Annotated in this window: 25 protein-coding genes and 1 riboswitch; of the genes, 15 read left to right on the top strand and 10 right to left on the bottom strand. The window is 67.0% G+C overall.

Annotation, left to right across the window (positions count from 1 at the left end; translation table 11 throughout):
• Window positions 1-36: 36 nt before the first annotated feature.
• On the top strand, window positions 37-1,680 hold the full coding sequence (gene groL, locus ACU0DV_RS12055; protein WP_100928968.1) for a chaperonin GroEL: 1,644 nt from the start codon (window positions 37-39) through the stop codon (window positions 1,678-1,680).
• A gap of 267 nt (window positions 1,681-1,947) precedes the next feature.
• On the top strand, window positions 1,948-2,214 hold the full coding sequence (locus ACU0DV_RS12050; RefSeq protein WP_446242616.1) for a hypothetical protein: 267 nt from the start codon (window positions 1,948-1,950) through the stop codon (window positions 2,212-2,214).
• 3 nt (window positions 2,215-2,217) lie between these two features.
• On the opposite strand, the gene ACU0DV_RS12045 is transcribed toward ACU0DV_RS12050, so the two are convergent.
• Window positions 2,218-2,649, bottom strand: a complete 432-nt coding sequence (locus ACU0DV_RS12045; RefSeq protein WP_446242617.1) for a gamma-glutamylcyclotransferase family protein — start codon at window positions 2,647-2,649, stop codon at window positions 2,218-2,220.
• Between the two features lie 160 nt (window positions 2,650-2,809).
• Between ACU0DV_RS12045 and ACU0DV_RS12040 the strand changes: the two genes are divergently transcribed.
• The 5 genes from ACU0DV_RS12040 to ACU0DV_RS12020 all read left to right on the top strand — a co-directional run bounded on the left by ACU0DV_RS12040 (window position 2,810) and on the right by ACU0DV_RS12020 (window position 8,723).
• Window positions 2,810-3,409, top strand: a complete 600-nt coding sequence (locus ACU0DV_RS12040; protein WP_283981386.1) for a ribonuclease HII — start codon at window positions 2,810-2,812, stop codon at window positions 3,407-3,409.
• 114 nt (window positions 3,410-3,523) lie between these two features.
• Window positions 3,524-4,621: a site-specific DNA-methyltransferase gene (locus ACU0DV_RS12035; protein ID WP_370316213.1), complete on the top strand. Its 1,098-nt coding sequence runs from the start codon at window positions 3,524-3,526 to the stop codon at window positions 4,619-4,621.
• Window positions 4,622-4,769: 148 nt separating this feature from the next.
• A complete protein-coding gene (locus tag ACU0DV_RS12030) occupies window positions 4,770-5,429 on the top strand; it encodes a cupin domain-containing protein (RefSeq protein WP_446242618.1) in 660 nt (219 codons plus the stop codon).
• 139 nt (window positions 5,430-5,568) lie between these two features.
• Window positions 5,569-6,462 carry a DMT family transporter gene (locus ACU0DV_RS12025; RefSeq protein ID WP_446242619.1) on the top strand — a complete coding sequence of 298 codons (894 nt, stop codon included), beginning with the start codon at window positions 5,569-5,571 and terminating at the stop codon, window positions 6,460-6,462.
• A 134-nt stretch (window positions 6,463-6,596) separates the two neighbouring features.
• On the top strand, window positions 6,597-8,723 hold the full coding sequence (locus ACU0DV_RS12020; protein WP_446242620.1) for a methyl-accepting chemotaxis protein: 2,127 nt from the start codon (window positions 6,597-6,599) through the stop codon (window positions 8,721-8,723).
• Window positions 8,724-8,732: 9 nt separating this feature from the next.
• Here the strand turns inward: ACU0DV_RS12020 and aroC are convergent, their stop codons facing one another.
• The gene (aroC, locus tag ACU0DV_RS12015) at window positions 8,733-9,836 is read right to left on the bottom strand and encodes a chorismate synthase (protein WP_100928975.1); all 1,104 of its coding nucleotides are present in this window, start codon (window positions 9,834-9,836) and stop codon (window positions 8,733-8,735) included.
• Between the two features lie 91 nt (window positions 9,837-9,927).
• Window positions 9,928-10,038: riboswitch (TPP riboswitch) on the top strand.
• A 40-nt stretch (window positions 10,039-10,078) separates the two neighbouring features.
• Here aroC and ACU0DV_RS12010 point away from each other — a divergent pair.
• From ACU0DV_RS12010 to ACU0DV_RS11995, 4 genes are all read left to right on the top strand, one after another.
• Window positions 10,079-11,065 carry a thiamine ABC transporter substrate-binding protein gene (locus ACU0DV_RS12010; RefSeq protein ID WP_370313462.1) on the top strand — a complete coding sequence of 329 codons (987 nt, stop codon included), beginning with the start codon at window positions 10,079-10,081 and terminating at the stop codon, window positions 11,063-11,065.
• A complete protein-coding gene (locus ACU0DV_RS12005; RefSeq protein ID WP_446242621.1) occupies window positions 11,041-12,552 on the top strand; it encodes a thiamine/thiamine pyrophosphate ABC transporter permease ThiP in 1,512 nt (503 codons plus the stop codon). The genes ACU0DV_RS12010 and ACU0DV_RS12005 overlap by 25 nt, the downstream gene beginning before the upstream one ends.
• The gene (locus ACU0DV_RS12000; RefSeq protein WP_446242622.1) at window positions 12,539-13,237 is read left to right on the top strand and encodes a thiamine ABC transporter ATP-binding protein; all 699 of its coding nucleotides are present in this window, start codon (window positions 12,539-12,541) and stop codon (window positions 13,235-13,237) included. Before ACU0DV_RS12005 ends, ACU0DV_RS12000 begins: the two co-directional genes overlap by 14 nt.
• A 65-nt stretch (window positions 13,238-13,302) precedes the next feature.
• The gene (locus ACU0DV_RS11995) at window positions 13,303-13,812 is read left to right on the top strand and encodes a DUF6653 family protein (RefSeq protein ID WP_446242623.1); all 510 of its coding nucleotides are present in this window, start codon (window positions 13,303-13,305) and stop codon (window positions 13,810-13,812) included.
• On the opposite strand, the gene ACU0DV_RS11990 is transcribed toward ACU0DV_RS11995, so the two are convergent.
• From ACU0DV_RS11990 to petA, 4 genes are all read right to left on the bottom strand, one after another.
• Window positions 13,802-14,722 carry a PLP-dependent cysteine synthase family protein gene (locus tag ACU0DV_RS11990; protein ID WP_446242624.1) on the bottom strand — a complete coding sequence of 307 codons (921 nt, stop codon included), beginning with the start codon at window positions 14,720-14,722 and terminating at the stop codon, window positions 13,802-13,804. The genes ACU0DV_RS11995 and ACU0DV_RS11990 overlap by 11 nt on opposite strands.
• Window positions 14,723-14,859: 137 nt before the next feature.
• A complete protein-coding gene (locus tag ACU0DV_RS11985; protein ID WP_100928980.1) occupies window positions 14,860-15,705 on the bottom strand; it encodes a cytochrome c1 in 846 nt (281 codons plus the stop codon).
• A gap of 20 nt (window positions 15,706-15,725) precedes the next feature.
• Window positions 15,726-17,072, bottom strand: coding sequence for a cytochrome b (gene petB / locus ACU0DV_RS11980; protein ID WP_100928981.1), 1,347 nt, complete (start codon window positions 17,070-17,072; stop codon window positions 15,726-15,728).
• Between the two features lie 12 nt (window positions 17,073-17,084).
• Window positions 17,085-17,681 (bottom strand): ubiquinol-cytochrome c reductase iron-sulfur subunit, encoded by a 597-nt coding sequence (petA, locus tag ACU0DV_RS11975; RefSeq protein WP_100928982.1) that lies wholly within the window; start codon window positions 17,679-17,681, stop codon window positions 17,085-17,087.
• A 231-nt stretch (window positions 17,682-17,912) separates the two neighbouring features.
• On the opposite strand from petA, the gene ACU0DV_RS11970 reads away from it, so the two are divergent.
• Complete coding sequence (locus ACU0DV_RS11970) at window positions 17,913-18,566, top strand: outer membrane protein (RefSeq protein WP_100928983.1); 654 nt, start codon at window positions 17,913-17,915, stop codon at window positions 18,564-18,566.
• A 128-nt stretch (window positions 18,567-18,694) separates the two neighbouring features.
• On the opposite strand, the gene ACU0DV_RS11965 is transcribed toward ACU0DV_RS11970, so the two are convergent.
• Complete coding sequence (locus ACU0DV_RS11965) at window positions 18,695-19,300, bottom strand: glutathione S-transferase (protein WP_100928984.1); 606 nt, start codon at window positions 19,298-19,300, stop codon at window positions 18,695-18,697.
• A 510-nt stretch (window positions 19,301-19,810) separates the two neighbouring features.
• Here ACU0DV_RS11965 and ACU0DV_RS11960 point away from each other — a divergent pair.
• Window positions 19,811-20,305: a twin-arginine translocation pathway signal gene (locus ACU0DV_RS11960; RefSeq protein ID WP_283981376.1), complete on the top strand. Its 495-nt coding sequence runs from the start codon at window positions 19,811-19,813 to the stop codon at window positions 20,303-20,305.
• A gap of 13 nt (window positions 20,306-20,318) precedes the next feature.
• Window positions 20,319-20,906, top strand: a complete 588-nt coding sequence (locus ACU0DV_RS11955; protein ID WP_446242625.1) for a ferric reductase-like transmembrane domain-containing protein — start codon at window positions 20,319-20,321, stop codon at window positions 20,904-20,906.
• A 2-nt stretch (window positions 20,907-20,908) separates the two neighbouring features.
• Here ACU0DV_RS11955 and ACU0DV_RS11950 read toward each other — a convergent pair whose 3' ends face one another.
• Both ACU0DV_RS11950 and ACU0DV_RS11945 read right to left on the bottom strand, forming a co-directional pair.
• Window positions 20,909-21,835: a tyrosine recombinase XerC gene (locus ACU0DV_RS11950; RefSeq protein WP_446242626.1), complete on the bottom strand. Its 927-nt coding sequence runs from the start codon at window positions 21,833-21,835 to the stop codon at window positions 20,909-20,911.
• A 146-nt stretch (window positions 21,836-21,981) separates the two neighbouring features.
• Window positions 21,982-22,689, bottom strand: coding sequence for a DUF484 family protein (locus ACU0DV_RS11945; protein ID WP_100928988.1), 708 nt, complete (start codon window positions 22,687-22,689; stop codon window positions 21,982-21,984).
• 189 nt (window positions 22,690-22,878) lie between these two features.
• On the opposite strand from ACU0DV_RS11945, the gene ACU0DV_RS11940 reads away from it, so the two are divergent.
• Entirely contained in the window at window positions 22,879-23,196 is a 318-nt protein-coding gene (locus ACU0DV_RS11940; protein WP_283981373.1) for an antibiotic biosynthesis monooxygenase family protein, read from the top strand.
• A 24-nt stretch (window positions 23,197-23,220) separates the two neighbouring features.
• On the opposite strand, the gene ACU0DV_RS11935 is transcribed toward ACU0DV_RS11940, so the two are convergent.
• On the bottom strand, window positions 23,221-24,549 hold the full coding sequence (locus tag ACU0DV_RS11935; protein ID WP_446242627.1) for an MFS transporter: 1,329 nt from the start codon (window positions 24,547-24,549) through the stop codon (window positions 23,221-23,223).
• Window positions 24,550-24,597 lie beyond the last annotated feature (48 nt).

Here is a 24,597-nt window from a genome sequence, read left to right as displayed (position 1 = left end):
TTTCCAACGACAACTTCTGAAACAGGAGACTTTCGAATGTCCGCAAAAGACGTGAAATTCAACACCGACGCCCGCAGCAAGATGCTGAAGGGTGTGAACATCCTCGCCGACGCCGTGAAGGTGACGCTTGGCCCGAAAGGCCGGAACGTGGTTCTGGACAAATCCTTCGGCGCGCCGCGCATCACCAAGGACGGTGTGTCCGTGGCCAAGGAAATCGAACTGGAAGACAAGTTCGAGAACATGGGCGCGCAGATGGTGAAGGAAGTTGCTTCCCGCACCAACGACGAAGCCGGTGACGGCACCACCACCGCGACCGTGCTGGCCCAGGCCATCGTCAAGGAAGGCATGAAGGCCGTTGCAGCCGGCATGAACCCGATGGACCTGAAGCGCGGCATCGACATGGCAACTGCCAAGGTCGTCGAGCACATCAAGAACGCGGCCCGCACCGTCGAGAATTCCGACGAGGTCGCACAGGTCGGCACCATCTCCGCGAACGGCGAGGCCGAGATCGGCCGTCAGATCGCCGACGCGATGCAGAAGGTCGGCAACGAGGGTGTCATCACCGTCGAAGAGAACAAGGGCCTCGAGACCGAGACCGATGTCGTCGAAGGCATGCAGTTCGACCGCGGCTACCTGAGCCCCTACTTCGTGACCAACGCAGACAAGATGATCGCAGAACTCGAAGACTGCATGATCCTGCTGCACGAGAAGAAGCTCTCGTCGCTCCAGCCGATGGTTCCGCTGCTCGAGCAGGTGATCCAGTCGCAGAAGCCGCTTCTGATCATCGCGGAAGACGTGGAAGGCGAAGCGCTGGCGACCCTCGTGGTCAACAAGCTGCGTGGCGGCCTGAAGATCGCAGCCGTGAAGGCACCGGGCTTCGGTGACCGTCGCAAGGCCATGCTGCAGGACATCGCGATCCTGACCGGCGGCCAGGTGATCTCCGAAGACCTCGGCATGAAGCTCGAGTCGGTGACCATGGACATGCTTGGCAACGCCAAGAAGGTCTCCATCACCAAGGACGAGACCACCATCGTCGACGGCGCTGGCCAGAAGTCCGAGATCGAGGCACGCGTTTCCCAGATCCGTACGCAGATCGAAGAGACCACCTCCGACTACGACCGTGAAAAGCTGCAGGAACGCGTTGCCAAGCTGGCAGGCGGTGTGGCTGTCATCCGCGTCGGCGGCATGACCGAAGTCGAAGTGAAAGAGCGCAAGGACCGCGTGGACGACGCTCTGAACGCGACCCGCGCAGCCGTGCAGGAAGGCGTTGTCGTCGGTGGCGGCGTGGCGCTGGTGCAGGGTGCGAAGGCGCTGGACGGTCTGGAAGGTCAGAACGCCGACCAGAACCGCGGCATCTCCATCGTGCGCATCGCACTGGAAGCGCCGCTGCGTCAGATCGCGCAGAACGCGGGTGTCGACGGCTCCGTGGTGGCTGGCAAGGTCCGTGAATCGACCGACCTGAAGTTCGGCTACAACGCGCAGACCGACGAGTACGGCGACATGTTCAAGTTCGGCGTCATCGACCCGGCGAAAGTCGTCCGCACCGCGCTGGAAGACGCATCTTCGATCGCAGGCCTGCTGATCACCACCGAAGCGATGGTGGCCGACAAGCCGCAGAAAGAAGGCGCAGGCGCCGGCGCAGGCATGCCCGACATGGGCGGCATGGGCGGCATGATGTAATCTGCCCGCCGCAGATGAATTCAGGGAAGGGCCGGTGTTTCACCGGCCCTTTTCTTTTTCCCGGGCCCATTGGGGAAGGCGCGTGGCCCTTGCACCAGTGCCCTACCGAAGATGGTTCGGGGCGCTCCCCTGCTTTGCCCGGCGTTTCGGATTTGCGTGACTGACAAACCTGAGGGGAATTCCCCTCGCGAAACCGGCGCCCTCTGGCTATCCTGCTGCAGCATTGAATGGGACGCGTTCATGAGTCGTCGGGATAGCAGGAAAGCGATGGAGCTGCGTCTTCCGGACGAACTCCGGAAGCGTCTGGTGTCCACCTCCGCGCAGTTCCTCCCCCTCGCTTATCTCGCGCGACAGGCCCTGCGCCGCGCGCTGGACGGAGAGGCGGGCTGGGAGGTCGATATCACCCCCGGCAACAGCCGTCCCATCCTCCTGCAGCTGTCCACGGAGGAACAGGCCCGGCTGGACATCTGGATGACTGCACGCGGCGTGAACGCAGAGGTTGCCGTGCTCTCGCTGATCTCAGCCGTGGTCTGAGGGTCAGCGCACGTCCGGCGCCACGTCCGAAAAGCGGCCCTCGGGGATCGGGCGGGCCGTGCTGACGTCCCAGGTGTAGAGGTAGCACTCGGCGCCGTGGCGCGTGCCATCGTGCAGGATGACCTCGATGGTGCGGCGCACGTATTCATGCGGCTCGGGCCAGTCAGGAGAGCAGCCCTCGAAATCGTCCAGCGGGCCGAAGACCGCGTCCGGGTTGTGGATGTGGTGCAATTCGCCATGCACCCGGTCGTCCGGATCCGGAGAGGGCAGGGCGCCGGGATAGGCGTTCTGGCCGGGATCGTCCGGGTCGTCGATCAGGTAGAGCCGCGCGCGGATCGTGCCCTCGCCGACAGAGGACGCGTGCCGCCGCAAGAGCGCGCCCATCGGATGGTCCGCGGTCGTGGTCAAGGTGCCGTATACAAAGAGTAGGGTCATCGTCTGGGTTCCATCCGCCTGGGTCCCGCTTGATAGGAAATCGGGGGCCATGGGTGAAGCCCCGTTTGCCTTTCCTTACGCGACGGTGCGCCTTTTTCGTACCGGCCGACGCGGATCGAGGCGCTTGCCGCAAGGCTCATCATGCGCTTTGAACCCCAGTATGGAGATGAGATTCGAAGAAGCGCTTTGGGCGCAGGGCATGGACCGGGTGGCAGGCGTCGACGAGGTCGGGCGCGGGCCACTCGCCGGGCCGGTCGTGGCAGCGGCGGTGGTTCTGAACCGGGCGTCGATCCCGGACGGGCTGAACGACTCCAAGAAACTGTCGATAAAACGGCGGGAGTTCCTCGCGCCACTCCTGTGGCAAAGCGCCGAGGTGTCCATCGGCCAGGCGTCCGTCGAGGAGATCGACGAGATGAACATCCTGCAGGCCAGTCTCCTTGCGATGCGGCGGGCCGTCGAAGGTCTGCCCAAGGCTCCGGACCATCTTCTGGTCGATGGCAACCGCGCGCCCGGCGGCATTCCATGTGACGCGACTTGCATCGTCGGCGGAGACGGCCGCAGCCCGAGCATCGCGGCGGCTTCAATTGTGGCCAAAATCTGGCGGGATGATGTCATGAAGAGGGCCGCGACACAGTACCCGGGTTATGGTTGGGAAACGAACGCCGGATATCCGACCAAGTGTCACAAATCTGCCCTCCGAAATCTTGGGGTTACGCCTTTCCATAGACGTTCCTTCAAGCCGGTGCGCGATATCTTGTGACAAGTCAAAACTGCAACCCACTGATTCAATAAATAAATTGACCGCGAATCGGTTTGGACTCAGATTCGAAGCCAACGACTGAGCGTGAAAACACGCCGGGGACAGAGGCAGAGAATGACAACGATGACACGTGCGAAGAGCGCCGCCGCGCTCCCGATCAATCAGATATTGGCTGGAGACTGTATCGAGGTGATGGACAGTCTTCCGGAGGCGTCCGTCGACCTGATCTTTGCGGATCCGCCTTACAACCTGCAGCTCAAGGGAGAGCTGCACCGTCCCGACAACTCCCGCGTGGATGCGGTGGACGACCATTGGGACCAGTTCAGCAACTTCGCCGCGTATGACGCCTTTACCAAGGACTGGCTGCGTGCGGCGCGCCGGCTGCTCAAGCCGGATGGCGCGATCTGGGTGATCGGTTCCTATCACAACATCTTCCGTGTCGGCGCCGCGTTGCAGGACGCAGGCTTCTGGATCCTGAACGACGTGGTCTGGCGCAAGGCCAACCCGATGCCCAACTTCCGCGGCAAGCGCTTCACCAACGCTCACGAGACGATGATCTGGGCGTCGAAGTCCGAAGGCGCGAGGTACACCTTCAACTACGAGGCGCTGAAGTCCCTGAACGAGGGAATCCAGATGCGCTCTGACTGGGTTCTGCCGATCTGCAACGGTGGTGAACGCCTGAAGGACGCCAACGGCGACAAGGCGCATCCGACGCAGAAGCCGCAGTCGCTGCTGCACCGTGTGATCGTCGGCTCGACCAACCCGGGTGACGTTGTGCTGGACCCGTTCTTCGGCACCGGCACGACCGGCGCCGTCGCCAAGATGCTGGGCCGTGACTGGATCGGCATCGAACGCGAATCCGCCTACCGCGAGGTCGCGCTGAAGCGGATGGGTGACGTGCGGGCCTTCGACAAGGGCGCGCTGGAGGTCAGCACCTCCAAGCGGGCAGAGCCCCGCGTGCCCTTCGGCCAGTTGGTCGAGCGCGGCATGCTGCGGCCCGGCGAGATGTTGATCAACGGCCGTGGCCAGATGGCCAAGGTGCGCGCGGACGGTACGCTGGTGGGCGACGGCGTGACAGGCTCCATCCACCAGGTGGGGGCCAAGCTCGAGGGCGCGCCCTCCTGCAACGGCTGGACCTATTGGCATTTCCGCCGCGACGGCAAGACGGTGCCGATCGACGTTCTGCGCCAGCAGATCCGCTCGGAGATGTAAGAACACCCCCAGAGGGTTTCCCCTAATTCAAGAACACCGCCGGTGCACTGTGGGCTGCCACAGGCACTGACTTGCCCCGTCTGCCCTGCAGACGGGGCTTTTTTTGCGGCCGGGTCCGGTTATCCTGACCGGAAAGGGAGGACTGCCCATGCGGTTGAGAGCGGATTTTACGCGGCGCGAGGTGGTGCGTCCGGAGGATTACCAATGGCGGTCGTCCCCGGCGAGCGGCGTGGACCGGATGATGCTGGACCGGATCGGCGACGAGGTGGCCCGCGCCACCACCATCGTGCGCTTCGCCCCGAACAGCGCCTTCGATCCCCACACGCACGGCGGCGGCGAGGAATACCTCGTGCTGGAGGGCGTCTTCTCCGATGAGTTCGGCGACTACCCGGTGGGCACCTACGTGCGCAATCCCATCGGCACGCGCCACACGCCGCGCATCGGCCCCGAAGGTGCGACGATCCTCGTGAAGCTCTGCCAGTTCGACGAAAATGATACTGAACAGAAGGTCATCGACACCCGGACGGCGCAGTTCCAGCCGGGCAGGGCGCCGGGTGTGAGCGAGCTTCTCCTGCACGATGTACCGGGCGAACGGGTCCGCATGGTGCGGTTTGCGCCGGGCGCACGGCTGGACATGGCGAACAAGGGTCCATCCGAGGAGATCTTCGTGGTCGAGGGCGTCCTGGAGGACGACACCGGCCGTTGTCCCGCGGGGACCTGGCTGCGCAGTCCGGACGGCGCGGGCACAAGCCGGGGATCGCAGGACGGTTGCCTGCTCTATGTGAAGACCGGCCACCTTCCGTTCTGAGCCGTCGCGCGGGGTGGCGCATAGCCCCGCCCTACGGACCGTCGGGACACCCTGTAGGGCGGGGCTGTGCGCCGCCCCGGCGCGGGACCTGTGCGGCGGGCCTTTCCCTCGGTCGGCGCAGGGCCTAAGCCTTGGCGCCATGGACATGCGCGCAATACTCATGGGACTGGCCTTCGCGGCGATGTGGTCCTCTGCCTTCACCTCCGCCCGGATCATCGTCGCCGCCGCTCCGCCGCTTACGGCACTGGCGCTGCGGTTCCTGATCTCGGGCCTCATCGCTGTCGTGATCGCGTTGATCATGCGGCAAAGCTGGCGGCTGACGGCGGCGCAATGGCGTGCGACCATCGTTTTCGGCATCTGTCAGAACGCGCTCTATCTCGGGCTCAACTTCGTCGCCATGCAGACCATCGAGGCATCGCTGGCCGCGATCATCGCGTCGACCATGCCGCTCCTGGTGGCGCTTGCCGGGTGGCTCTTCCTGGGTGAAAAGCTGGTGGGTCAGGCCGCGCTGGGGCTGGTGGCCGGTGTGCTGGGCGTGGTGATCATCATGGGCGCACGCTTCGGCGGGGGGCTCGACCTCTTCGGTGTGACGCTCTGTGTTCTGGGGGTGCTGGCCTTGACCGTAGCCACCCTGTCGCTGCGGGGGGCGACCTCGGGCGGGAACTTCATGATGGTCGTGGGCCTGCAGATGCTGATCGGCAGCGCGGTGCTCTGGGTGCCTGCTCTCGCGCTCGAGACACCAGCGATCACGTGGTCGCCGCGGCTGATCGCGGCCTTCGCCTATACGACGCTGGTGCCCGGTCTTGCGGCCACCTTCGTCTGGGTGCTGCTGGTCAACCGCATCGGGACGGTCCGGGCGTCGACCTTCCACTTCCTCAACCCGTTCCTCGGCGTGGCCATCGCGGCCGCGCTGCTGGGTGAGAAACTGCGCCTGCTCGACCTGGTCGGCGTGGCGGTGATCGCCGGCGGTATCCTTCTGGTGCAGCTTGCGAAACTGCCCGCCGCCTCTGCCCCCGTGCCGCGCGACAGCTAAAAAACCTGCGAAAACCACGGCAGTTTGCCGAAGGCGGCGGCAGGTTTTGTTTACCCATCGCATCTAGGGTCGCGCCAGGGCCGTGGGGCGGAGTTTTCTGTCCCCGCGTGCCAGCCATCGACGCGAGGTACAGCATGAGCCGGCTCTCCATTCGACTGCAGATCTTCCTCCTGGCCGCGGTTCTCGTCGGGTCGCTGCTGGTGGTGTCCGGATTTGGCTGGGTCACCCAACGCCAGCTGGGCGCCGTGATCCAGAGCGGCAACAACACATCCGAGGAGAGCGCGGCGCTGAATGCCCTGATGGAGGAAATCGACGAATCCGTGTCCAACCTTCTGCTGTTCGGAGTGGCACCGGACGGCAATTGGGAAACGTTTGCGGAGGGTTATGCCGCGTCTCTGACAAACCTCGCCGCGGCGGAGGCGCTGTTCACCAAGCCGTCGGAGAGGCACACCTTCGCCCGCTCGCAACTGGAAGGCGTCCGGATCGCGTTGGAGCAGATCCCGCAGTATTTCGAAGAGGCGCAGAGCGAGGCGCTCTTCGGTCGACTCGACACGATCCGCCGGGACATCCTGCCGAAACTCGACACCGCCGAGCAGCATGTCGGTGACCTCATGGACTCGATCAACGACGCGGCGGCCTCGGCCCGTGCAGAGGCGGAAACGACGCTCGAGTCTGCCGAACTTCGCATCCTGCTGGCGAACAGCTTTGCCGCCGCCGCGGGCATACTCCTCGCGTATTTCTTCGGGCGCCAGCTTTCCCAGCCGATCGAACGTGCGCGGGAGCGGATCGGCCGCCTGGTCCAGAACGATTACGACAGCCCGATCGAGGATCGGGACCGCGGGGACGAGGTTGGCGCCATCGCCCGCGCGCTCGAGGACTTGCGCCGAAAGCTGGTCGATGCCGAACGCGCCGAAGAGCGTACGCGGGCCGAAAACGGTCGCAGGATCGACCTCTTCCAGGCGCTCGGTGTCTCCATGAGCCAGCTGCGCGGCGGCAAGCTGGGGCAGCGGATCGAAGCGGAGGACTGGGAGGATCTCGGCGAGAGTTACGTCAAGCTGTGCCGCGATTTCAACGACCTGACGCAGGCGCTCGAAACGTTGGTCGCCTCGCTGCGCGACAGCACCCAGACCGTGCGGAGCAACGCAACCGAGCTGTCCGGTATGTCGGAGGAGATGTCGCGCCGTGCAGAGGTGCAGGCCGCGACGCTTGAGGAATCCGCCGCGGCCCTAGACGCCTTGTCGAGCGGCGTTCAATCGGCGGCGGACAAGGCCAGGGACGCCGACGAAAAGGTCGTCGAGGGCAGGCGGCGCGCAGAGGAAGGCGGCGAGGTCATGGCCCGCGCCCTGCAAGCCATGAGCTCCATCGCGAAAAGCTCAGAACAGATCAGCCAGATCATCACGGTGATCGACGACATCGCCTTCCAGACCAACCTGCTGGCGCTCAATGCCGGGGTCGAGGCGGCGCGCGCGGGCGAATCGGGCAAGGGGTTTTCCGTGGTCGCCTCCGAAGTGCGGGGGCTGGCGCAGCGCGCGTCCGCCTCCGCGGGCGAGATCAAGGAGCTCGTCATGAACAGCGTCGACCAGGTCGAGGACGGCGAGCGGCTCGTGCAGGAAACCAGCCAGACCCTGTCGCACATCGTGGACAGCGTGTCGGAGGTCTCCGGCCTCGTGTCGTCGATCGCACGGATGGCGCGCGAACAGGCGGGCGGCGTTCAGGAGATCAACGTTGGCATCGCCGAACTGGACAAGGTGACCCAGCACAACGCCGCCATGGTCAACCAGACCAGCGCATCGAGCCAACAACTGACGGTCGAGGCGACGCGCCTGTCCGACCTTCTGGCGCAATTCACTGGCGGGACGGAAGTATCCGCATCCACCTCCGTCCCGCCGGGTGTGCCGGAACTCTTCGGAATGGATTTCACGCTTGAGACCCCTTTGGAGACCCGGGTTGGCACCGGGGCCCGTCGCCCTGCCATCAAGTCTGAGGCCGTAAGCTCCGATGACACAGCGGACGCCGGTGCGGGCACGTCAGGCGCAAAGGGCGGCGCATCTCGTGGCCGTGACAGGGCCGACGACGGGACCTCTGCCGAACAGAAAGAACGCCTGCTGCATGGCAGCTGGGAGGGGGAGAACGTCGATCCCCGCCCGGTCGAAGTCCAAGAAGAAAAGGTGGCGGTCAACGCGCCCGCCGCGGCGCGGTCCCCCGCACCGAAAAAAGTGGTCTCTGCCGCCTCCGGCCCGGTCAGCTGGGACGAGTTCTGATCCGGCGGTTCAGCCGCCGATACGTCCGCCCGCGTCGCCGATCTGGCCGCGATGCAGCAGCAGGTGGTCGAGGATGACGCAGGCCATCATGGCCTCGCCCACCGGGACCGCGCGGATGCCGACGCAAGGGTCGTGACGGCCCTTCGTGACGATCTCCGTCTCCTCGCCGGTCAGCGTGATGGTCTTGCGCGGCGTCAGGATCGACGAAGTCGGCTTCACCGCGAAGCGCACGACGATCTCCTGTCCGGTCGAGATGCCGCCAAGGATGCCGCCCGCGTGGTTCGAACTGTAGCGCGGCCCGGTGTTGGACATGAAGATCTCGTCGGCGTTCTGGGATCCGGTCAGCGCCGCCGCTGCCATGCCCTCGCCGATCTCGACGCCCTTCACCGCGTTGATCGACATCATCGCGGCGGCCAGATCGGTGTCGAGCTTGCCGTAGACCGGCGCCCCGAGACCGGCGGGCACACCGCGTGCCACGACCTCGATCACTGCACCGACGCTGTCGCCGGATTTGCGCAGGTCGTCGAGGTAGCCCGCCCAGTCTTCCGCCGTCTCGGCGTCCGGACACCAGAACGGGTTCTGCTCGATCTGCGCATCGTCGTAGCGGGCGGGGTCCGCCTTCCGCGGGCCCATCTGCACCATGTAGCCGCGGATCTCCACATCCGGGGCCAAGGCGTTCAGCGCCGCCCGTGCCAGACCGCCCGCCGCCACGCGCGCGGCCGTCTCCCGCGCGGAGGACCGGCCGCCGCCGCGATAGTCGCGAATGCCGTACTTCTGGAAATAGGTAATGTCGGCGTGACCGGGCCGGAACTTCTGGGCAATGTCGCCGTAGTCCTTCGACCGCTGGTCGGTGTTCTCGATCATCAGCTGGACCGGGGTGCCGGTGGTGCGCCCCTCGAACGTGCCCGACAGGATGCGCACGGCGTCCGGTTCGCGCCGCTGCGTGGTGTACTTGTTCTGCCCGGGCTTGCGCTTGTCCAGCCAGCGCTGAAGCATCGCCTCGTCGATCTCCACCCCCGGCGGCACGCCGTCGACGGTTGCCCCCAGCGCGGGGCCGTGGCTTTCGCCCCATGTCGTGACGCGGAAGATATGGCCGAAGGTGTTGAGGCTCATGGGCGGTCTCCTTTGGGCGGTGTCCTAGGGCAGGGCGCGCGGGCGCTCAAGGGGTTTCGCCTTGCCAGCCGGAGCGCACAGCCCTAGGGTCCGCCCTACCTCGGGGTGGCGGAGCACGATCCGCCTGAGATTTGCGTAGCCGCATCAACCCGTTGAACCTGAACCGGTTAGCACCGGCGGAGGGAAGGTATCGGTCTGACTCCGAATCTTGCCCTCTCGTGAGCGAAACTTGGAGGAAGATGATGAAGACCTTCACTTTTGCAGCGGGATTGTTTCTTGCCACCGGCGCCGTCACGGCTGCCGCTGCGCAGGAGGTTCTGACTGTTTATGCCCCGGACTACTTCGTCTCGGAGTGGGGCCCGGGCCCGAAGATCGAGGAACTGTTCGAGGCCCAGTGCGGCTGCGACCTGCAGTTCAAGCCGGGCGAGCTGCTGCCCCGCATCATGCTTGAAGGCGACCGGACCGAAGCCGACGTGGTGATCGGCCTGAACACCGATGTCACGCAGAAGGCGCGGGAAAGCGGCCTCTTCTCGCCGCACGGGGTCGACCTGTCGCCGCTGACCCTGCCGCTGGACTGGACCGACGAGGTCTTCTTGCCGTTCAACTACGGGCACACGGCGTTTGTCTACGACGCCACGAAGATGGAGCCGCCGGCCTCGCTCGAAGCGATGGAGACGCTGCCCGAAGACGTGCGCATCGTCATCCAGGACCCGCGCACCTCGATCTCCGGCCTTGCGCTGGTGCTGTGGATCAAGTCGGTCTACGGCGAGGAGGCAGGCACCTTCTGGGAGGCGCTGGCGCCGAACATCGTCACCGTGACGAAGGGCTGGTCGGAAAGCTACGGGCTGTTCACCGATGGCGAGGCCGACATGGTGCTCAGCTACACGACTTCGCCCGCCTATCACATCATCGCCGAGGGCGACGAGACAAAGAAGGCGGCGATCTTCCCCGAGGGTCATTACTTCATGGTCGAACTGGCGGCGAAGGTCGCGGGCAGCGACCAGCCGGAACTGGCGCAACAGTTCATGGATTTCATCCTCAGCCACGATTTCCAGTCGATGATCGCGACCGGCAACTGGTCGATCCCGGCCGCTCTGCCGAAGGACGAATGGCCGGAAGGGTTCCAGCAGCTCGACCTGCCGGAAGAGGTGATCTTCTATTCCGAGGACGAGGCCGCGGCGCTCAGGGACGAGGCTATCGAGGAATGGCGGCGCGCGCTCTCCCGCTGATCGCGGGCGCGGCCCTTGCATCGCTGACGCTTGGGCCGGTCGCGGTTGTGCTGCTGCGGGCCGGGGGGCTTGGTGCGCTTGCGCCCGGCGACCTCGCCGCGCTGCGCTTCACGCTTGTGCAGGCGGCGATCTCGGCGGCGGTCAGCGTGGCACTGGCCATGCCGGTCGCGCGGGCGCTGATGCGGCAACGCTTTCCCGGACGCGCGGCGCTGGTCGCGCTTATGGGGGCGCCGTTCATCCTGCCGGTGATCGTGGCGGTGATGGGCCTGATCGCGGTCTTCGGCCGGAACGGACTGGTGAACGGCATGCTGGGCGCACTCGGCCTGCCGCTGGTCGATGTTTACGGGTTCCATGGCGTGGTGCTGGCGCATGTGTTCTTCAACCTGCCCCTTGCCGTCCGGATGCTGCTGAACGGCTGGCAGGCGGTGCCGGGCGAGCGGCTGCGCCTTGCGGCCTCGCTCGGCCTGTCGCGCGGAGCGATGTGGCGGGTGATCGACGCGCCGGTCGTGCTGCGCGTGGCGCCCGGCGCCTTCGTGGTGATCTTCGTGATCTGCCTGACGTCCTTTGCCGTGGCGCTGACGCTTGGCGGCGGGCCGCGTGCGACGACCGTCGAGCTGGCGATCTACCAGGCGATGCGATTCGATTTCGACCTCGGGCGGGCGTCGGTCCTGGCCCTGGTGCAGCTTGCGCTCGGTCTGGTCGCCGGGCTGGCGGCGCTGAAGATCGCGCGGGGCGAAGGGTTCGGCGTGGGCCGAGACCGCATCGTGCCGCGCAGCGACGGCAGGGGCTGGGTCCGGGGCGTGGACTACGCCTGGATCGTGGCGGCGGCGCTGTTCCTGCTGGTGCCGCTGGGCACTGTCCTGACACGGGGGGCGCCCGGCTTGCTGTTGCTGGGGCCGGACACCTTCCGCGCGGCGGGACATTCGATCGCCGTGGCGCTGGCCTCCACTGTGCTGTGCATGGCCTGGGCCATGGCGCTCGCCAACCGGCGCGGAGAGCTTCTGGCGCTGGCGGCCATCGCCGTGTCGCCGCTGGTGCTGGGCACCGGGCTTTTCCTGATGCTGCGGCCCTTCGTCAATCCGTTCAGCATGGCATTGCCGGTGACGGCATTGGTCAATGCGCTGATGGGGCTGCCCTTCGCGCTGCGGATCATCGTCCCGCAGGCAGAGGCGGTGGAATCCGGCTTTGGCCGGCTGCGCGCCTCGCTGGGCATGACGGGCTTGGCGTGGTGGTGGCTGGTCTGGCTGCCCCGCCTGCGCCGTCCGCTGGGGTTCGCGTCGGGGCTGGTGGCGGCCTTGGCGATGGGCGACCTGGGGGTCATCGCGCTTTTCGCGGACCCGGACCGGGCGACGCTGCCGCTGCAGGTCTACCGGCTGATGGGGTCCTACCAGATGGAGGCTGCGGCGGGCGCGGCCCTGTTGTTGCTGGGGCTCAGCCTTGGCGCGTTTGTCATGCTCGACCGGGGAGGGCGCCTTGCTGACGCTTGAGGCACTGCACGCCGACATGGATGGCACCACGCTGTCGGCCGATCTGTCATTATCGCCGGGGCGGCGTGTCGCGGTGCTGGGGCCGTCCGGGGCGGGCAAGTCCACGCTGCTCGACCTCTTGGCCGGGTTCAGGACCGCACGGAGCGGCTGCATACTTTGGGACGGGCGCGACCTGACGACGGTGCCGCCCGAGAAGCGCCCGGTGTCGATCCTCTTCCAGGACGGCAACCTCTTCCCGCATCTCGACGTGGAGCGGAACCTCGGGCTGGTGCTGCGCCCGGACGGAAGGCGCCCCGGCCCGGAGGACACCGCGCGCATCGAGGAGGCGCTGCGGCGTGTGGGGCTGGAGGGTATGGCGGCGCGCAAGCCCGGCACGCTGTCGGGCGGGCAGCAATCGCGGGCGGCCCTTGCGCGCGTACTGCTGATGGCCCGGCCGATCCTTCTGCTGGACGAACCCTTCGCCGCGCTCGGCCCTGGCCTCAAGCGCGAGATGCTGGCGCTGGTGGGCGAGGTCGGCGCAAGCCTTGGCGCGCTGACGATCATGGTCACGCACGACCCGGGCGATGCACGCGCCTTTGCCGAGGAGGTCGTGCTGGTGGCGGACGGCAGGGTGCATGCACCGGTGTCGACAGAGGCCTTCTTTGCCGCGCCACCGCCCGCGTTCCGGGACTATCTCGGGGAGTGAGGGGTTCCCGTCTGTCCGCCGGTCCGGTTATCCTCGGGCCAACAAAGGTGCGGGGGTAAGAGAGCATGGACAGACGGGCGTCATTCCGGCTTTCCGAGCGGGTGATGGGCATGGACGAGGCCACATGGGCGCGCCATGCCAACCCGTGGAGCGCGTGGTCGCGCGTCACGATCCTGCCGCTGCTGGCGCTGGCGATCTGGAGTCGCGTGTGGATCGGACCTTGGGCGCTGCTGCCCGTCGCCGCCGTGCTGCTGTGGGTCTGGCTGAACCCACGGCTGTTCCCGGTGCCCCGAACAACCGACGCCTGGATGACGCAGGCGGTGTTGGGTGAGCGGGACTGGCTGGCACAGGGCGACGCCCCGGAGGTGGCGCATCACCGGACCATGGTGCGCCTTCTGACCGGGGCCAGCGGCATCGGGAGCGTGTTGCTGATCGTCGGGCTGGTCTGGCTGAACGTCGCCCTGACGCTGGTGGGCCTTGTCCTCGCCATGGGCGGCAAGTTGTGGCTGATGGACGTGATGGTGCGCGCCCGCCGCGATCTGCAGGCAGCGGGACGGCAGACGGTCAGTATTTGAGACCCGTGTCGCAGAGCACCGTCACCACGGTCGCGTCGCGCGCGAGACGGCCCGACGCCAGCAGCTTGGCCGCGGCGCAGACATTGGCGGCGGCGGAGTAACCCACGTAGAGCCCCTCCTGCGCGGCAAGACGGCGGTGCCAGTCGGTGACCTCCGCGTCGGTGACGGTCAGTCCGAAGTCCATCAGCGCCGCATCCCAGTGTGGGGGCACGAGGCCGTAGCCGGTGCCCTGCAGCATGTGTCGGGCCTTCACCACGGGTTTGCCTGCGAGCGGTTCGCTCCCTTCCGGTTCGACCGGCGCGCAGAGGGTCGCGGGGTTCGCGGCTTTCAGCGCCTTCGATATGCCAAGGTATGTGGACCCGGTGCCCACCGCCGCGACGAAGGCATCCACCGGGCCGTCTGCCTGGGCGAGGATCTCGGCGCCGGTGATCTCGTGTGCGGCGATGCCCTCGGTCGCGTTGAACTGGTCGACGTAGAAGGCGCCTTCGGTGGTGGCGAGGCGCTGCGCCTCCTCCGCGGCGGCGGCGACATCGGCGCCCGTGACCTGCCCGGGGACGCCGTCGACCTGCGGCACCAGCACGACACGCGCGCCGAGGCCCTCCATCATGCGGGCGCGGGCGGGGCTGTTGCCGGCCGACATGGTCGCGATGAACGGATGGCCGAGGGCGGCGCAGACGACGGCCAGACCTGCACCCATGTTGCCGGACGTCATCTCCACCACCGGCATCCCGGGCTGCAGGCGTCCGCCGGTGCGGGCGGCGCTTAGGATGGCCAGCGCGGCGCGGTCCTTGACGCTGCCGCCGGGCATCAGGAACTCCGCCTTTGCCAGGATACGCCCCGGCCCGTCATGGCAGCGCGTCAGCGCCACGAGGGGCGTGTTGCCGATAAGGTCGAGGACAGAGACGGGCATGGGCGGGCCTTTCGTGGTTTCCCGATGGGTAACGGGTCGCGCGGGCGGAGGCAAAGGGCCACAGGCGGCGCACCGCTCCAAAAGCAGAAAGCCCCGCCGGTTGAGGCGGGGCTTTCCGTTTCACTGTCCGATCAGGATCAGGCGTGCGGCTTGCGCTTGATCGGTGCCCAGATGCGCTTGTTCACGAGGTAGAGCAGCGCGGACATGATGATCAGGAAGAACACGCCGATGAAGCCTGCTTCCTTGCGGGCCATCATCTTCGGTTCCGCCGCCCACATCAGGAAGGCCGCGACGTCCTGCGCCTCGTGGTGCAGGGAGTTGGAGTGGCCGTCGTCAAAGTCGACGTCCTCGCCGTAGAGCGGCTGCGCCATGCCGATCCAGCTGCCCGGAACGGTGTGGTTGCCTTCCTCGTCGAGGCACTCTGCCGGGTAGCCGCCCGCGGTGAAGACCGTGTTGTAGCTGCCGGAGAAGTCCTCGGGCGCACATTCCGGTGCTTCGTGGTAGCCGGTCAGCAGCGAGGCGATGTATTCCGCGCCGCCCATGCCCTTCAGGAACTGGTTGATGCCGAGGCCGTAGGGACCGTGGAAACCTGCCCGTGCCTTCGCCATCAGCGACAGGTCGGGTGCGCCGGCCGACGTGACACGCGGGAAGTTGTCCGCGGGACGGGCGGGACGGAAATCGCCGTCGCCATCGGCCAGTTCCTCGTCCCAGACCTGGAAGTTCTCGGCATAGGCGAAGACCTGGTCCTCGTTGTAGCCGAGCGCCGACAGGTCACGGATCGGCACGTACTGCAGGCCGTGGCAGGCCGAGCAGATCTCCGTGTAGACCTTGAGGCCGCGCTGGAGCTGCATCTGGTCGTAGGCGCCGAAGGGGCCTTCGAAGGAGAACGCGAAGTCCTCGACGTGGGACTCTCCCCCGGCGGCATGTGCGCCGGAGGCAAGACCGATGGCCGTCAGGGCCGCGAAAGTGAGCTTCTTGAACATCTCTTGCGATCCTTTCGAGGTCATTCCGCCGGAGCGTTGGCGGTTTGGCCGGAAGTGTCGGATTTCGGCGGGTAGTGCGCGTCGAAATCCTCTTCGATGGTCGTCGGGCGCGGCAGCGGCTTCTCGATCACGCCAAGCAGCGGCAGGATCACGAGGAAGTACGCGAACCAGTAGGCCGAGGCGATCAGCGAGAAGGAGGCGTAGGGCTCCTCTGCCGGCATCGCACCGAGCCACATCAGCGCCATGAAGTCGATGACCAGCAGCCAGAACCACCACTTGAACATCGGGCGGTACTTGCCCGAGCGCACGGAGGAGGTGTCGAGCCAGGGTGCCAGTGCCATCGCGAGGATCGCGCCGAACATCGCCAGCACGCCGAAGAACTTCGCATCGACGATGCCGCCGGTGATGAAGCTGGCGATCTGCACGACCCAGACCTCGGACGTGAACGCGCGCAGGATGGCGTAGAACGGCAAGAAGTACCATTCCGGCACGATGTGCGCAGGCGTCGAGAGCGGGTTCGCCTCGATGTAGTTGTCCGGGTGGCCAAGGTAGTTCGGCATGAAGCCGACGATGGCGAAGAACACGGCCAGGATCACCGCGAGGGCGAACAGGTCCTTGATCACGTAGTACGGCCAGAAGGGAACGGTGTCCTTCTGCGCTTCGGCCTTCGACCCGCGACGCACCTCGACACCGGTCGGGTTGTTGTTGCCCGTGGTGTGGAACGCCCAGATGTGCACGGCCACGAGGGCGGCGATCACGAAGGGCAGCAGGTAGTGCAGCGAGAAGAAGCGGTTCAGCGTGGCGTTGTCCACGGCGGGTCCGCCCAGCAGCCAGGTCTGGATCGGCTCACCGATGAACGGGATGGCGCCGAACAGGCCGGTGATCACGGTCGCACCCCAGAAGGACATCTGACCCCAGGGCAGAACGTAGCCCATGAAGGCGGTGCCCATCATGCAGAGGTAGATCAGCATGCCGATGATCCACGTGATCTCGCGCGGGGCCTTGTAGGAACCGTAGTAGAGACCGCGGAAGATGTGCGCGTAGACCGCGACGAAGAACAGCGATGCGCCGTTCATGTGCAGGTAGCGGATGAAGTGGCCGCCGTTCACGTTGCGCATGATGTGCTCGACCGAGGCGAAGGCCAGGTCGACATGCGGCGTGTAGTGCATCACGAGGATGACGCCGGTGGCGATCTGCAGAACAAGGCAGAAGGTCAGGATGATGCCCCAGATCCACATCCAGTTGAGGTTCTTGGGGGTCGGGATCATGATGGTGTCGTAGAGCAGGCCGATGATCGGCAGGCGCGAATGCACCCAACGCTCGGCGCCGGTCTTCGGCTCGTAATGATCGTGCGGGATTCCAGCCATGGTGCGCGCTCCTTAACCCAGCAGAATGGTGGTGCCATCGACCCAGGAGGTCGGCGGGATGTGCAGGTTCTGCGGTGCGGGGCCTTTGCGGATCCGGCCCGACAGGTCGTAGTGCGACCCGTGGCAGGGGCAGAACCAGCCGCCGAAATCGCCGGAGTCGCCAAGCGGCACGCAGCCCAGGTGGGTGCAGACGCCCATCTGCACCAGCCAGCTCTCGGCGGCCTCGTCCGAACCCTCGGGACTCGGCATCGTGCGGTTCATGTCCGTCGCGGGAGCGTTCGGATCGATGTTCTCGTTCCGGGCCAGCGGATCGACGACGCTGACGCCTGCCGCAAATTCCTCGTCCTGCGCCTTGGCCCGCTCGATTTCCGCTTCGGTGCGGTGGCGGATGAAGACCGGCTTGCCCAGCCACTTCACCGTCAGCTGCGAGCCCGGAGCCACGCCGGACACGTCGACGCGGATGGTCGACAGCGCCCGCACGTCGGCGGAGGGGTTCATCTGGTTGACCAGCGGCCAGACCGCGGCGCCCGCTGTGACGGCCCCGGCGCCGGCAGCGGCGTAGTAGAGGAAGTCCCTGCGGGTGGCATCATGATCGTCTGCGTGAGACACGATTGTCGCTCCCTTGTTTCGGGCCCGAGGAAGCGCCCTCCGGCCGAGATACGTCCAATGAAGGGAACGAGTCGGTCGACTCTCCCGTACATTTCAGAGCGGTATCTACCCGTCACCTTTCAGGTGGTAAAGCGTGCAAAAGCCACAGATTGCCGTTCGTGCGCATGTGTCGCGGTTGAAAGCCCGCTTTCAGGGGTTTAGATGAGGACCCGAGCAGAGGGAGAACACCCCATGAAGCGTCTGATTCTCGCCGCGGGGTTGTCCTGCGCAATGGCTGCCCCGGCAGCGGCCGAAACCGAGTTGTCCTTTTACCTGGGGTGGCAGACCCTCCCGCACAGCCGCATTTCGGGCGACCTGCCCAACGGTGGCGGATCGTATGACGAGCTGGTCGGTTGGGAAGGCAAGCCCTTTGAAATGCCGCCCTATTACGGTGCACGCGCCACGTGGTGGCGGGCCGATAACCTGGGCTTCGGCGTCGAATACACCCACACCAAGGCCTATGCGCCCGACGACACGATGGATGCGCTCGGCTTTTCGCGGCTGGAGTTCACCGACGGGCACAACGTGGCGACCGTCAACGTGATGAAGCGCTGGCCGGAGCTTTGGGGCAAGACGACGCCCTATGTCGGCGGCGGTCTGGGTGTGGCTTTCCCGCATGTCGATGCCAAGCACGACTCCGGCTCCCGGACCTACGGGTTCCAGGTGACCGGCCCGGCGGCGCGGCTGATGGCGGGTGCGAGCTATCCGATCAACGACCGGTTCTCCGTCTTCGGGGAATACCAGTTCACCTATTCGTCGAACGAAGGTGAGTTCGACGAGGGCGGCACCTTCGAGACCGACATCAAGACGAACGCGCTGAACGTCGGCATCTCGATGAAGTTCTGAAGGATTTCGAAGGGCGGGCGGCGCATAGCCCCGCCCTACGAAAATCCCGTTTCTTTCCAACAGCTTTCACATGACCTGACGGGCCTGCAAGGCGGCGCGCAGCCCCGCCCTCCGATCCGTACCGCCGGTCAGGCGGTGGGCTGCGTGGCCTTCATCGACTCCCGTTCGGAGAAGCGGGCGTACCACTGGGCCAGCGCGTCGTGGCCGGTGCGCCAGCCGCGGACGTCATGGCGGAAGTCGAGGTAGCCCAGCGCGCAGCCGACGGCGATCTGGCCCATGTCGAGGGGGCCGTTCAGGTGGCTCATCCAGCGGGTTTCCAGCGCGTCGAGGGCGCGGGAGACCTTGCCCCACTGGCCCTCGATCCACTCCATCGACGCGTTCTCGGGCGAGCGGAAACGTTCCTCGTAGATGATGAGGAGGGCGGCTTCGAGGATGCCGTCGGCGGTCGCCTCGAGCGTCAGCGTGTCCCAGATTCTGCTTTCGGGATAAAGGTTTGCCCCGGCCTTGGCGTCGAGATAGCGGCAGATCACCCGGCTGTCGTAGAGCGCGGGGGCGTTTTCGCGGATCAGGGCGGGGATCTTGCCCACCGGGTTGGCGGAGGTGAGGGCCGGGTCCGGCGCCATGGGCGAGGCCACCACGTCGATCTGTTCGACATCCCCGATCTGTCCTGTCTCGTGCAGGGTCACGACGACCTTGCGCACAAACGGCGACGGGCCGTGCTTCAGAAGTTTCATGGGGGTTCTCCGCAAATTGCCTGCGCCCATGATTGGCAGAGCGCCCCCGGGGTCTCAAGGGCCTCCGCGCGGCATGGCGTTAACCCGCCCTGCCGGGGTCTTGCCGGTTAACGCGGCGCGCGCCGGGGTAACGGGGCGCACGGTGCGGACAGCCACAGCATGTGGCGGCAGCGGACGCCACCCACCACAACGGTTTAACGGAAGTTTACCGATGGCCCCGGGGCATTAAGGGACGAACCGGCCGATTGGACCCCGATTCCCGGCCGGTTGTTAACCTTTGGCAGATTCGGCCGCCGCAAAACCGTTGCGCGGCGATTTTTCCTGTTAACCTGCCCCGGAAAGCCCCTGAACGCCGCCGGAAGGCGCGGGCCACGCCACCTTCACGATGGCGTTGGATCGGCGCGGGACCCGTTCCCTTCGGCGCGGAATGACCCATACTCCCTTGCAGAGGTGACACACGCGGGCCGCGCGTCTGCCGCGCGGCCGCACCGACCGACAGGAGGCACCGCCATGACCCCCCGCCCCAGGGCCTTCGGCCCGATGACCCGCCGCAGCCTGATCCTGACCGGAGCCGCCGGACTGCTGTCCGGCCTGAGCGTGCCCGCCCGCGCGGCGGGTGTCGCGCCGACCCCGTCGATGCGGGGCGGGGCGAACAACTATCGTCCCGGCGCGCCCATAGTCGAGCGGATCGGCGGGGGCGGTTTCCTGATGTCCGGCACGGTGCGCCGGGCCGGGGACGGCGCGCCGCTGAAGGGCGTGCGCATCCAGATCTGGGCACACACCACCGAAGGGCACGAGCGCGACCCCCAAAGCCACGGCGCCACGCTGACCGACGAAAACGGCGTGTTCCGGATGGACATGCCGCAGATCGTGCCGGCCTTCGGCCAGCCGCACGGGCACCTCGCCTATGACAGCGGCGATTTCGAGACGGTGTTCCTGCGGCCGGTGATGCGCAGCGCAGAGGAGACGAGCCTGACCGCCGACTTCGTGCTGCAACCGGCGTGACGCGCGCCTTTCCATGATACGATACCTGATCTGGGGCGGGCTGGGCATGATCGCCGTGGCCGCGATCCTCGAGGCGGCGTTCAGCCCGCTGCTTCAGTGGCGACAACCGGTCTACATCGCCGCGGGCTTTGCCGGGATCGTGGCGATGCTGCTGGTGCTGGCCCAGCCGTTGCTGGCGGGCGGTCTGCTGCCCGGCGTGCGGATGCAGGCGGGGCGGCGGGTGCACCGCTGGACGGGTGCCGCGCTGCTGGTGGCCGTATTGATCCACGTGGGCGGGCTGTGGGTGACCTCGCCGCCGGACATGGTGGATGCGCTGACCTTCACCTCGCCCACGCCGTTTTCGCCCTGGGGCGTGGTGGCGATGTGGGCGCTGTTCGCCACGGCGGTTCTGGCGCTACTGCGCGACCGGCTGAGCGCGCGGGGCTGGCGGCTGGGCCATTCGGCGCTGGCGGTGGCGATCGTCACGGGCAGCGTCGTGCACGCCCTGCTTATCGAGGGGACCATGGGCACCCTGTCGAAGGTGGCGCTGTGCGCCGTCACCGTGGCGGTGCTGCTGCGGGTGCTGATCCGGCTTCGGGTGTGGCGGCTGGTGGCGCGCTAGGGTCAGCCCGCCTTGGGATGGCAGGCATCGTAGATCTTCATCAGGTGGACCTGATCGACGGCGGTATAGGCCTGCGTGGTCGAGAGGCTGGCGTGGCCCAGCAGTTCCTGGATCGCGCGCAGGTCGCCGCCCGCGTGCAGCAGGTGCGTGGCAAAGCTGTGGCGCATGGCGTGCGGCGTGGCCGTGGCGGGCAGGCCAAGCTGCATCCGGGCCTGTTCGGTGACCTTGGCGATCTGGCGCGGGTTCAGCGGGCCGCCACGTGCGCCCCGGAACAGCGCGAGGTCCCGTTCCGGCGGATAGGGGCAGAGGCTGAGGTAGGTCTCGACCGCGCGGCGGGCGACGGGCAGGACCGGGACGATGCGTTCCTTGTTGCCCTTGCCGACGATGCGCAGGCTGTCGGTCAGCGGCAGGTGGCGCCCGGTGAGCGAGAGCGCTTCGGAGATCCGCAGGCCGCAGCCGTAGAGCAGCGTGACCACAGCGGCGTCTCGGGCGCCCTGCCAGCTTGTTGTGGACTGAAGTTCCACCGTGTCGATCATGGCGCGGGCGGCGTCCTCGGACAGCGGGCGGGGTAGCTTCTTCTGGAACTTCGGTGCGCGGGTGGCGAGCACGGCGGTCGGTTCGAACCCCTCGCGTTCCGAGAGCCAGCGGTAGAAGGTCTTTACCGCCGAGAGCTTGCGCGCCATGGAGCGCGAACTGATCTGGGTGCGCCGCAGGTGGGCCATCCATGCGCGCATGTCGGCGGTGGTGACGCGCGCCAGCGGGGCGAGGCCCTGCGGTTCCGCGTGGTGCTGGGTGAGGAAGGCGATGAAGTCGACGACATCCGCGCGGTAGGCGGTGATCGTGTTGTCGGAGGCATCGCGCAGCGCCTTGGCGTGTTCGAGCCAGTCGGCGAGCGCGGTGCGGGCGGCGGGTGAAATCTCGAGCGTCATGGCGCTGCCTTTCGCATCTGTCCCCCGGGGTACTGTGGTCAGGCTGGCAGCGCCTGTGGTCGTGCGGGCGGTGTGCGCCCGCGGTGGTATTGCGGGCGGTATACGCCCGACAGTGGTATTGCGGGCGGTGGGCGCCCGTGGTGCGGTCAGTTCAGCCAGCGCCGCATGGAGCGTTCGAAGACGCCCGCGAAGAACGCGAGCAGGTCGGTGCCCTGCTGCGGCGTGAACTGGTGCGGGTCCTCGGAACCCATGACCAAGAGGCCGGGCAGGCGGCCGGGGCCGAAGTCGAGTTTCAGGCAGGCTTCGGACCGGATGAACTCTGCCCGGGTGCCGTAGACCCGGCCGTCGCCGTGGCTGACCTGGCGGAGCGTGACCGCGCGGATCGGTGCCTCGCGGCCCGAGGCGATGAAATCCTCGACAAAGCCGGGTTCGGCGACCGACAGCACCTCGCCCAGGCGGCGGATCACCGGCTCGCGGTCGTTCTGCTTGCTTTCGAGGACCAGCTTGATGACGTCGACGCGCAGGATCTGCGCGACCTCGCCGCCGAGGTCCTTCAGGAAGGGCTCGAATTCCAGCGGGTCGAGCATGCGCAGGATCGCGCGGTGGATCTGGTTGGTGCCTGCGAGGTTCTCGTAGGCGGCGGCGATGACGGAGCGGTGCGTGTCCTCGAGCCGGTCGAGCCGGGCCTCGAGCCGTTCCATCGCGATGCCGCGCAGGTCGACGATGTTGCCGCCCATGGCCCGTTCGTTCGCCGCGATCAGGGCGTGCATGAGATCCTTGTCGTCGAGGATCATGTCGGGCCGCGAAATGATCGTCTCGCGGAGCGACTCCTCGATTCGTGCAATGCTGCTCATGCTGTGCCTGTCCCGTGATGCTGCCCGTGGCGCGTTTGCCGCGCCGGTTTTGATGGATTGCGGGTTTTGTGTCCCAAGGGCGCCGCCGCTGTCAAGATTTTAAGGGATAATCCGGGGTGTTAACCGGGTGACGGGACACTTGGGACACGGCGCGTGCTGTGCAAAGCTGGGGGCAGGAGGACCACACCCATGCCCGAGATCAGACAGACCACCGACCGCCAGACGGTCATCACCACGTTCGAGACCAGCCCCGGCAATTGCGAGGACCTGCTGGACGCCCTGAAGGAGGCCTATGCCGGCTTCATCTCGAAGCAGCCGGGGTTCGTTGCGGCGGCGCTGCACGTCAACGACGCGCAGACGCGGATCGCCAACTATTCCCAGTGGCGGCACCGCGAGGACTTTCTCAAGATGCTGCGGTCGGAGGAGATGCGCGCGCACAACAAGCGGTTCAACACGCTCTGCCGCAGCTTCGAGCCGGTGCTTTACGAGGTGGCGGCGACGTTCTGACCTTTGCCGCAGCGGCGGGCCGGGTCAGCCGTGGGAGGGCCAGGCGCGGTGTTCGTCGTCGATGACGAAGACGTGCCGGTGCCGCTTGTGACCGAAGGCCTTCAGGTGCGGATGATCGGGCGGCAGGTCCGGGTGGTCGTGCGCCAGTTCGGACGGGTCGCCTGCGGGCCAGACCCGTGCGCCTGTCAGCACGCCTGCGGCCGCCAGCCCGCCCAGCAGCAGAAGCGCCGGGGTCATGCCGAAGGCGTCGCCGACCCATCCCGCCAGCGGGTAGGTCAGCAGCCAGCAGGCGTGGGACAGCGCGAATTGCGCGGCGAACAGCGCGGGCCGGTCGCCGGACGCGGAGGACCGGCGCAAAAGCCGCCCCGAAGGTGTCAGGATCGCGGAGTAGAGCATCCCGTTCACCGCCCAGAGCGCGAGGAGGGCGGCCCAGGGCACGGCGCCGCCGGTCAGGCGCCAGAGGCCGTGGCCCAGCGTGACCGCCGCCAGAAGCGTCGCCGCCGTCATCATCACCGGCCGGTCTGCCAGCCGGTCGAGCAGGCGCGGCAGGGCCAGCGCGGTCAGCATCGAGCCCGCGCCGAAGGCGGCGAGCGCATAGGCCACGTCGGCCTCTGTCCCGGCATAGGCGGCGCGGACGATCACCACGGTGTTGACGATGACGAAGGCGCCGCCCGCCGCCGCCGCGAGGTTCAGCGCCAGAAGCCCGCGCAGCCGCGGCGTGGCGAGGTAGATGCGCGCGCCCCGGGTCAGCCGGTCGGCAAAACTGCGGCGGGCGGTCTCGCCGCGCGCGGGCAGCGGCGTGACGCCGACGAGCAGCGCAGAGGCGAGGAAACCCGCCACTGTGCCCGCGAAAAGGCCGTGGTAGCTCATGACCAGCAGCAATAGGCCCGCGATGATCGGGCTGACGAGGTTTTCGAGGTCATAGGCCAGCCGCGACAGCGAGAGGGCGCGGGTATAGTCGGCCTCTTCCGGCAGGATGTCGGGGATCAGCGCCTGGAAGGCGGGGGTGAAGGTGGCGGATGCGGCCTGAAGCACGAAGATCAGGACATAGACCTGCCAGACCGCGTCGATGAAGGGCAGCGCCAGCGCCACGGCGGCGCGCAGGAGGTCGGCGCCGATCAGCACGGCCTTGCGGGGCAGGCGTTCGGCGGCGGCGTTGGCCAGCGGAGCAAGGCCCACGTAGGCGATCATCTTGATGGCGAGCGCGGTGCCCAGCACGGCCCCGGCGCGGTCCCCGGCAAGGTCGTAGGCCAGAAGGCCGAGCGCCACGGTCATCAGCCCGGTGCCGAGCAGGGCGATGACCTGCGCGGTGAAAAGGCGGCTGTAGACGGGGTGGGCGAGGACGCTCAGCATGTCCGGACCCTAGCACAGGGCCGGGGTCCGGATCATCGGGGATCTGCG

The organism is Sagittula sp. (assembly GCF_052825245.1).
The sequence above is the reverse complement of the archived record's forward strand: the minus strand, read 5'-3'. Positions and strand labels throughout refer to the sequence as shown.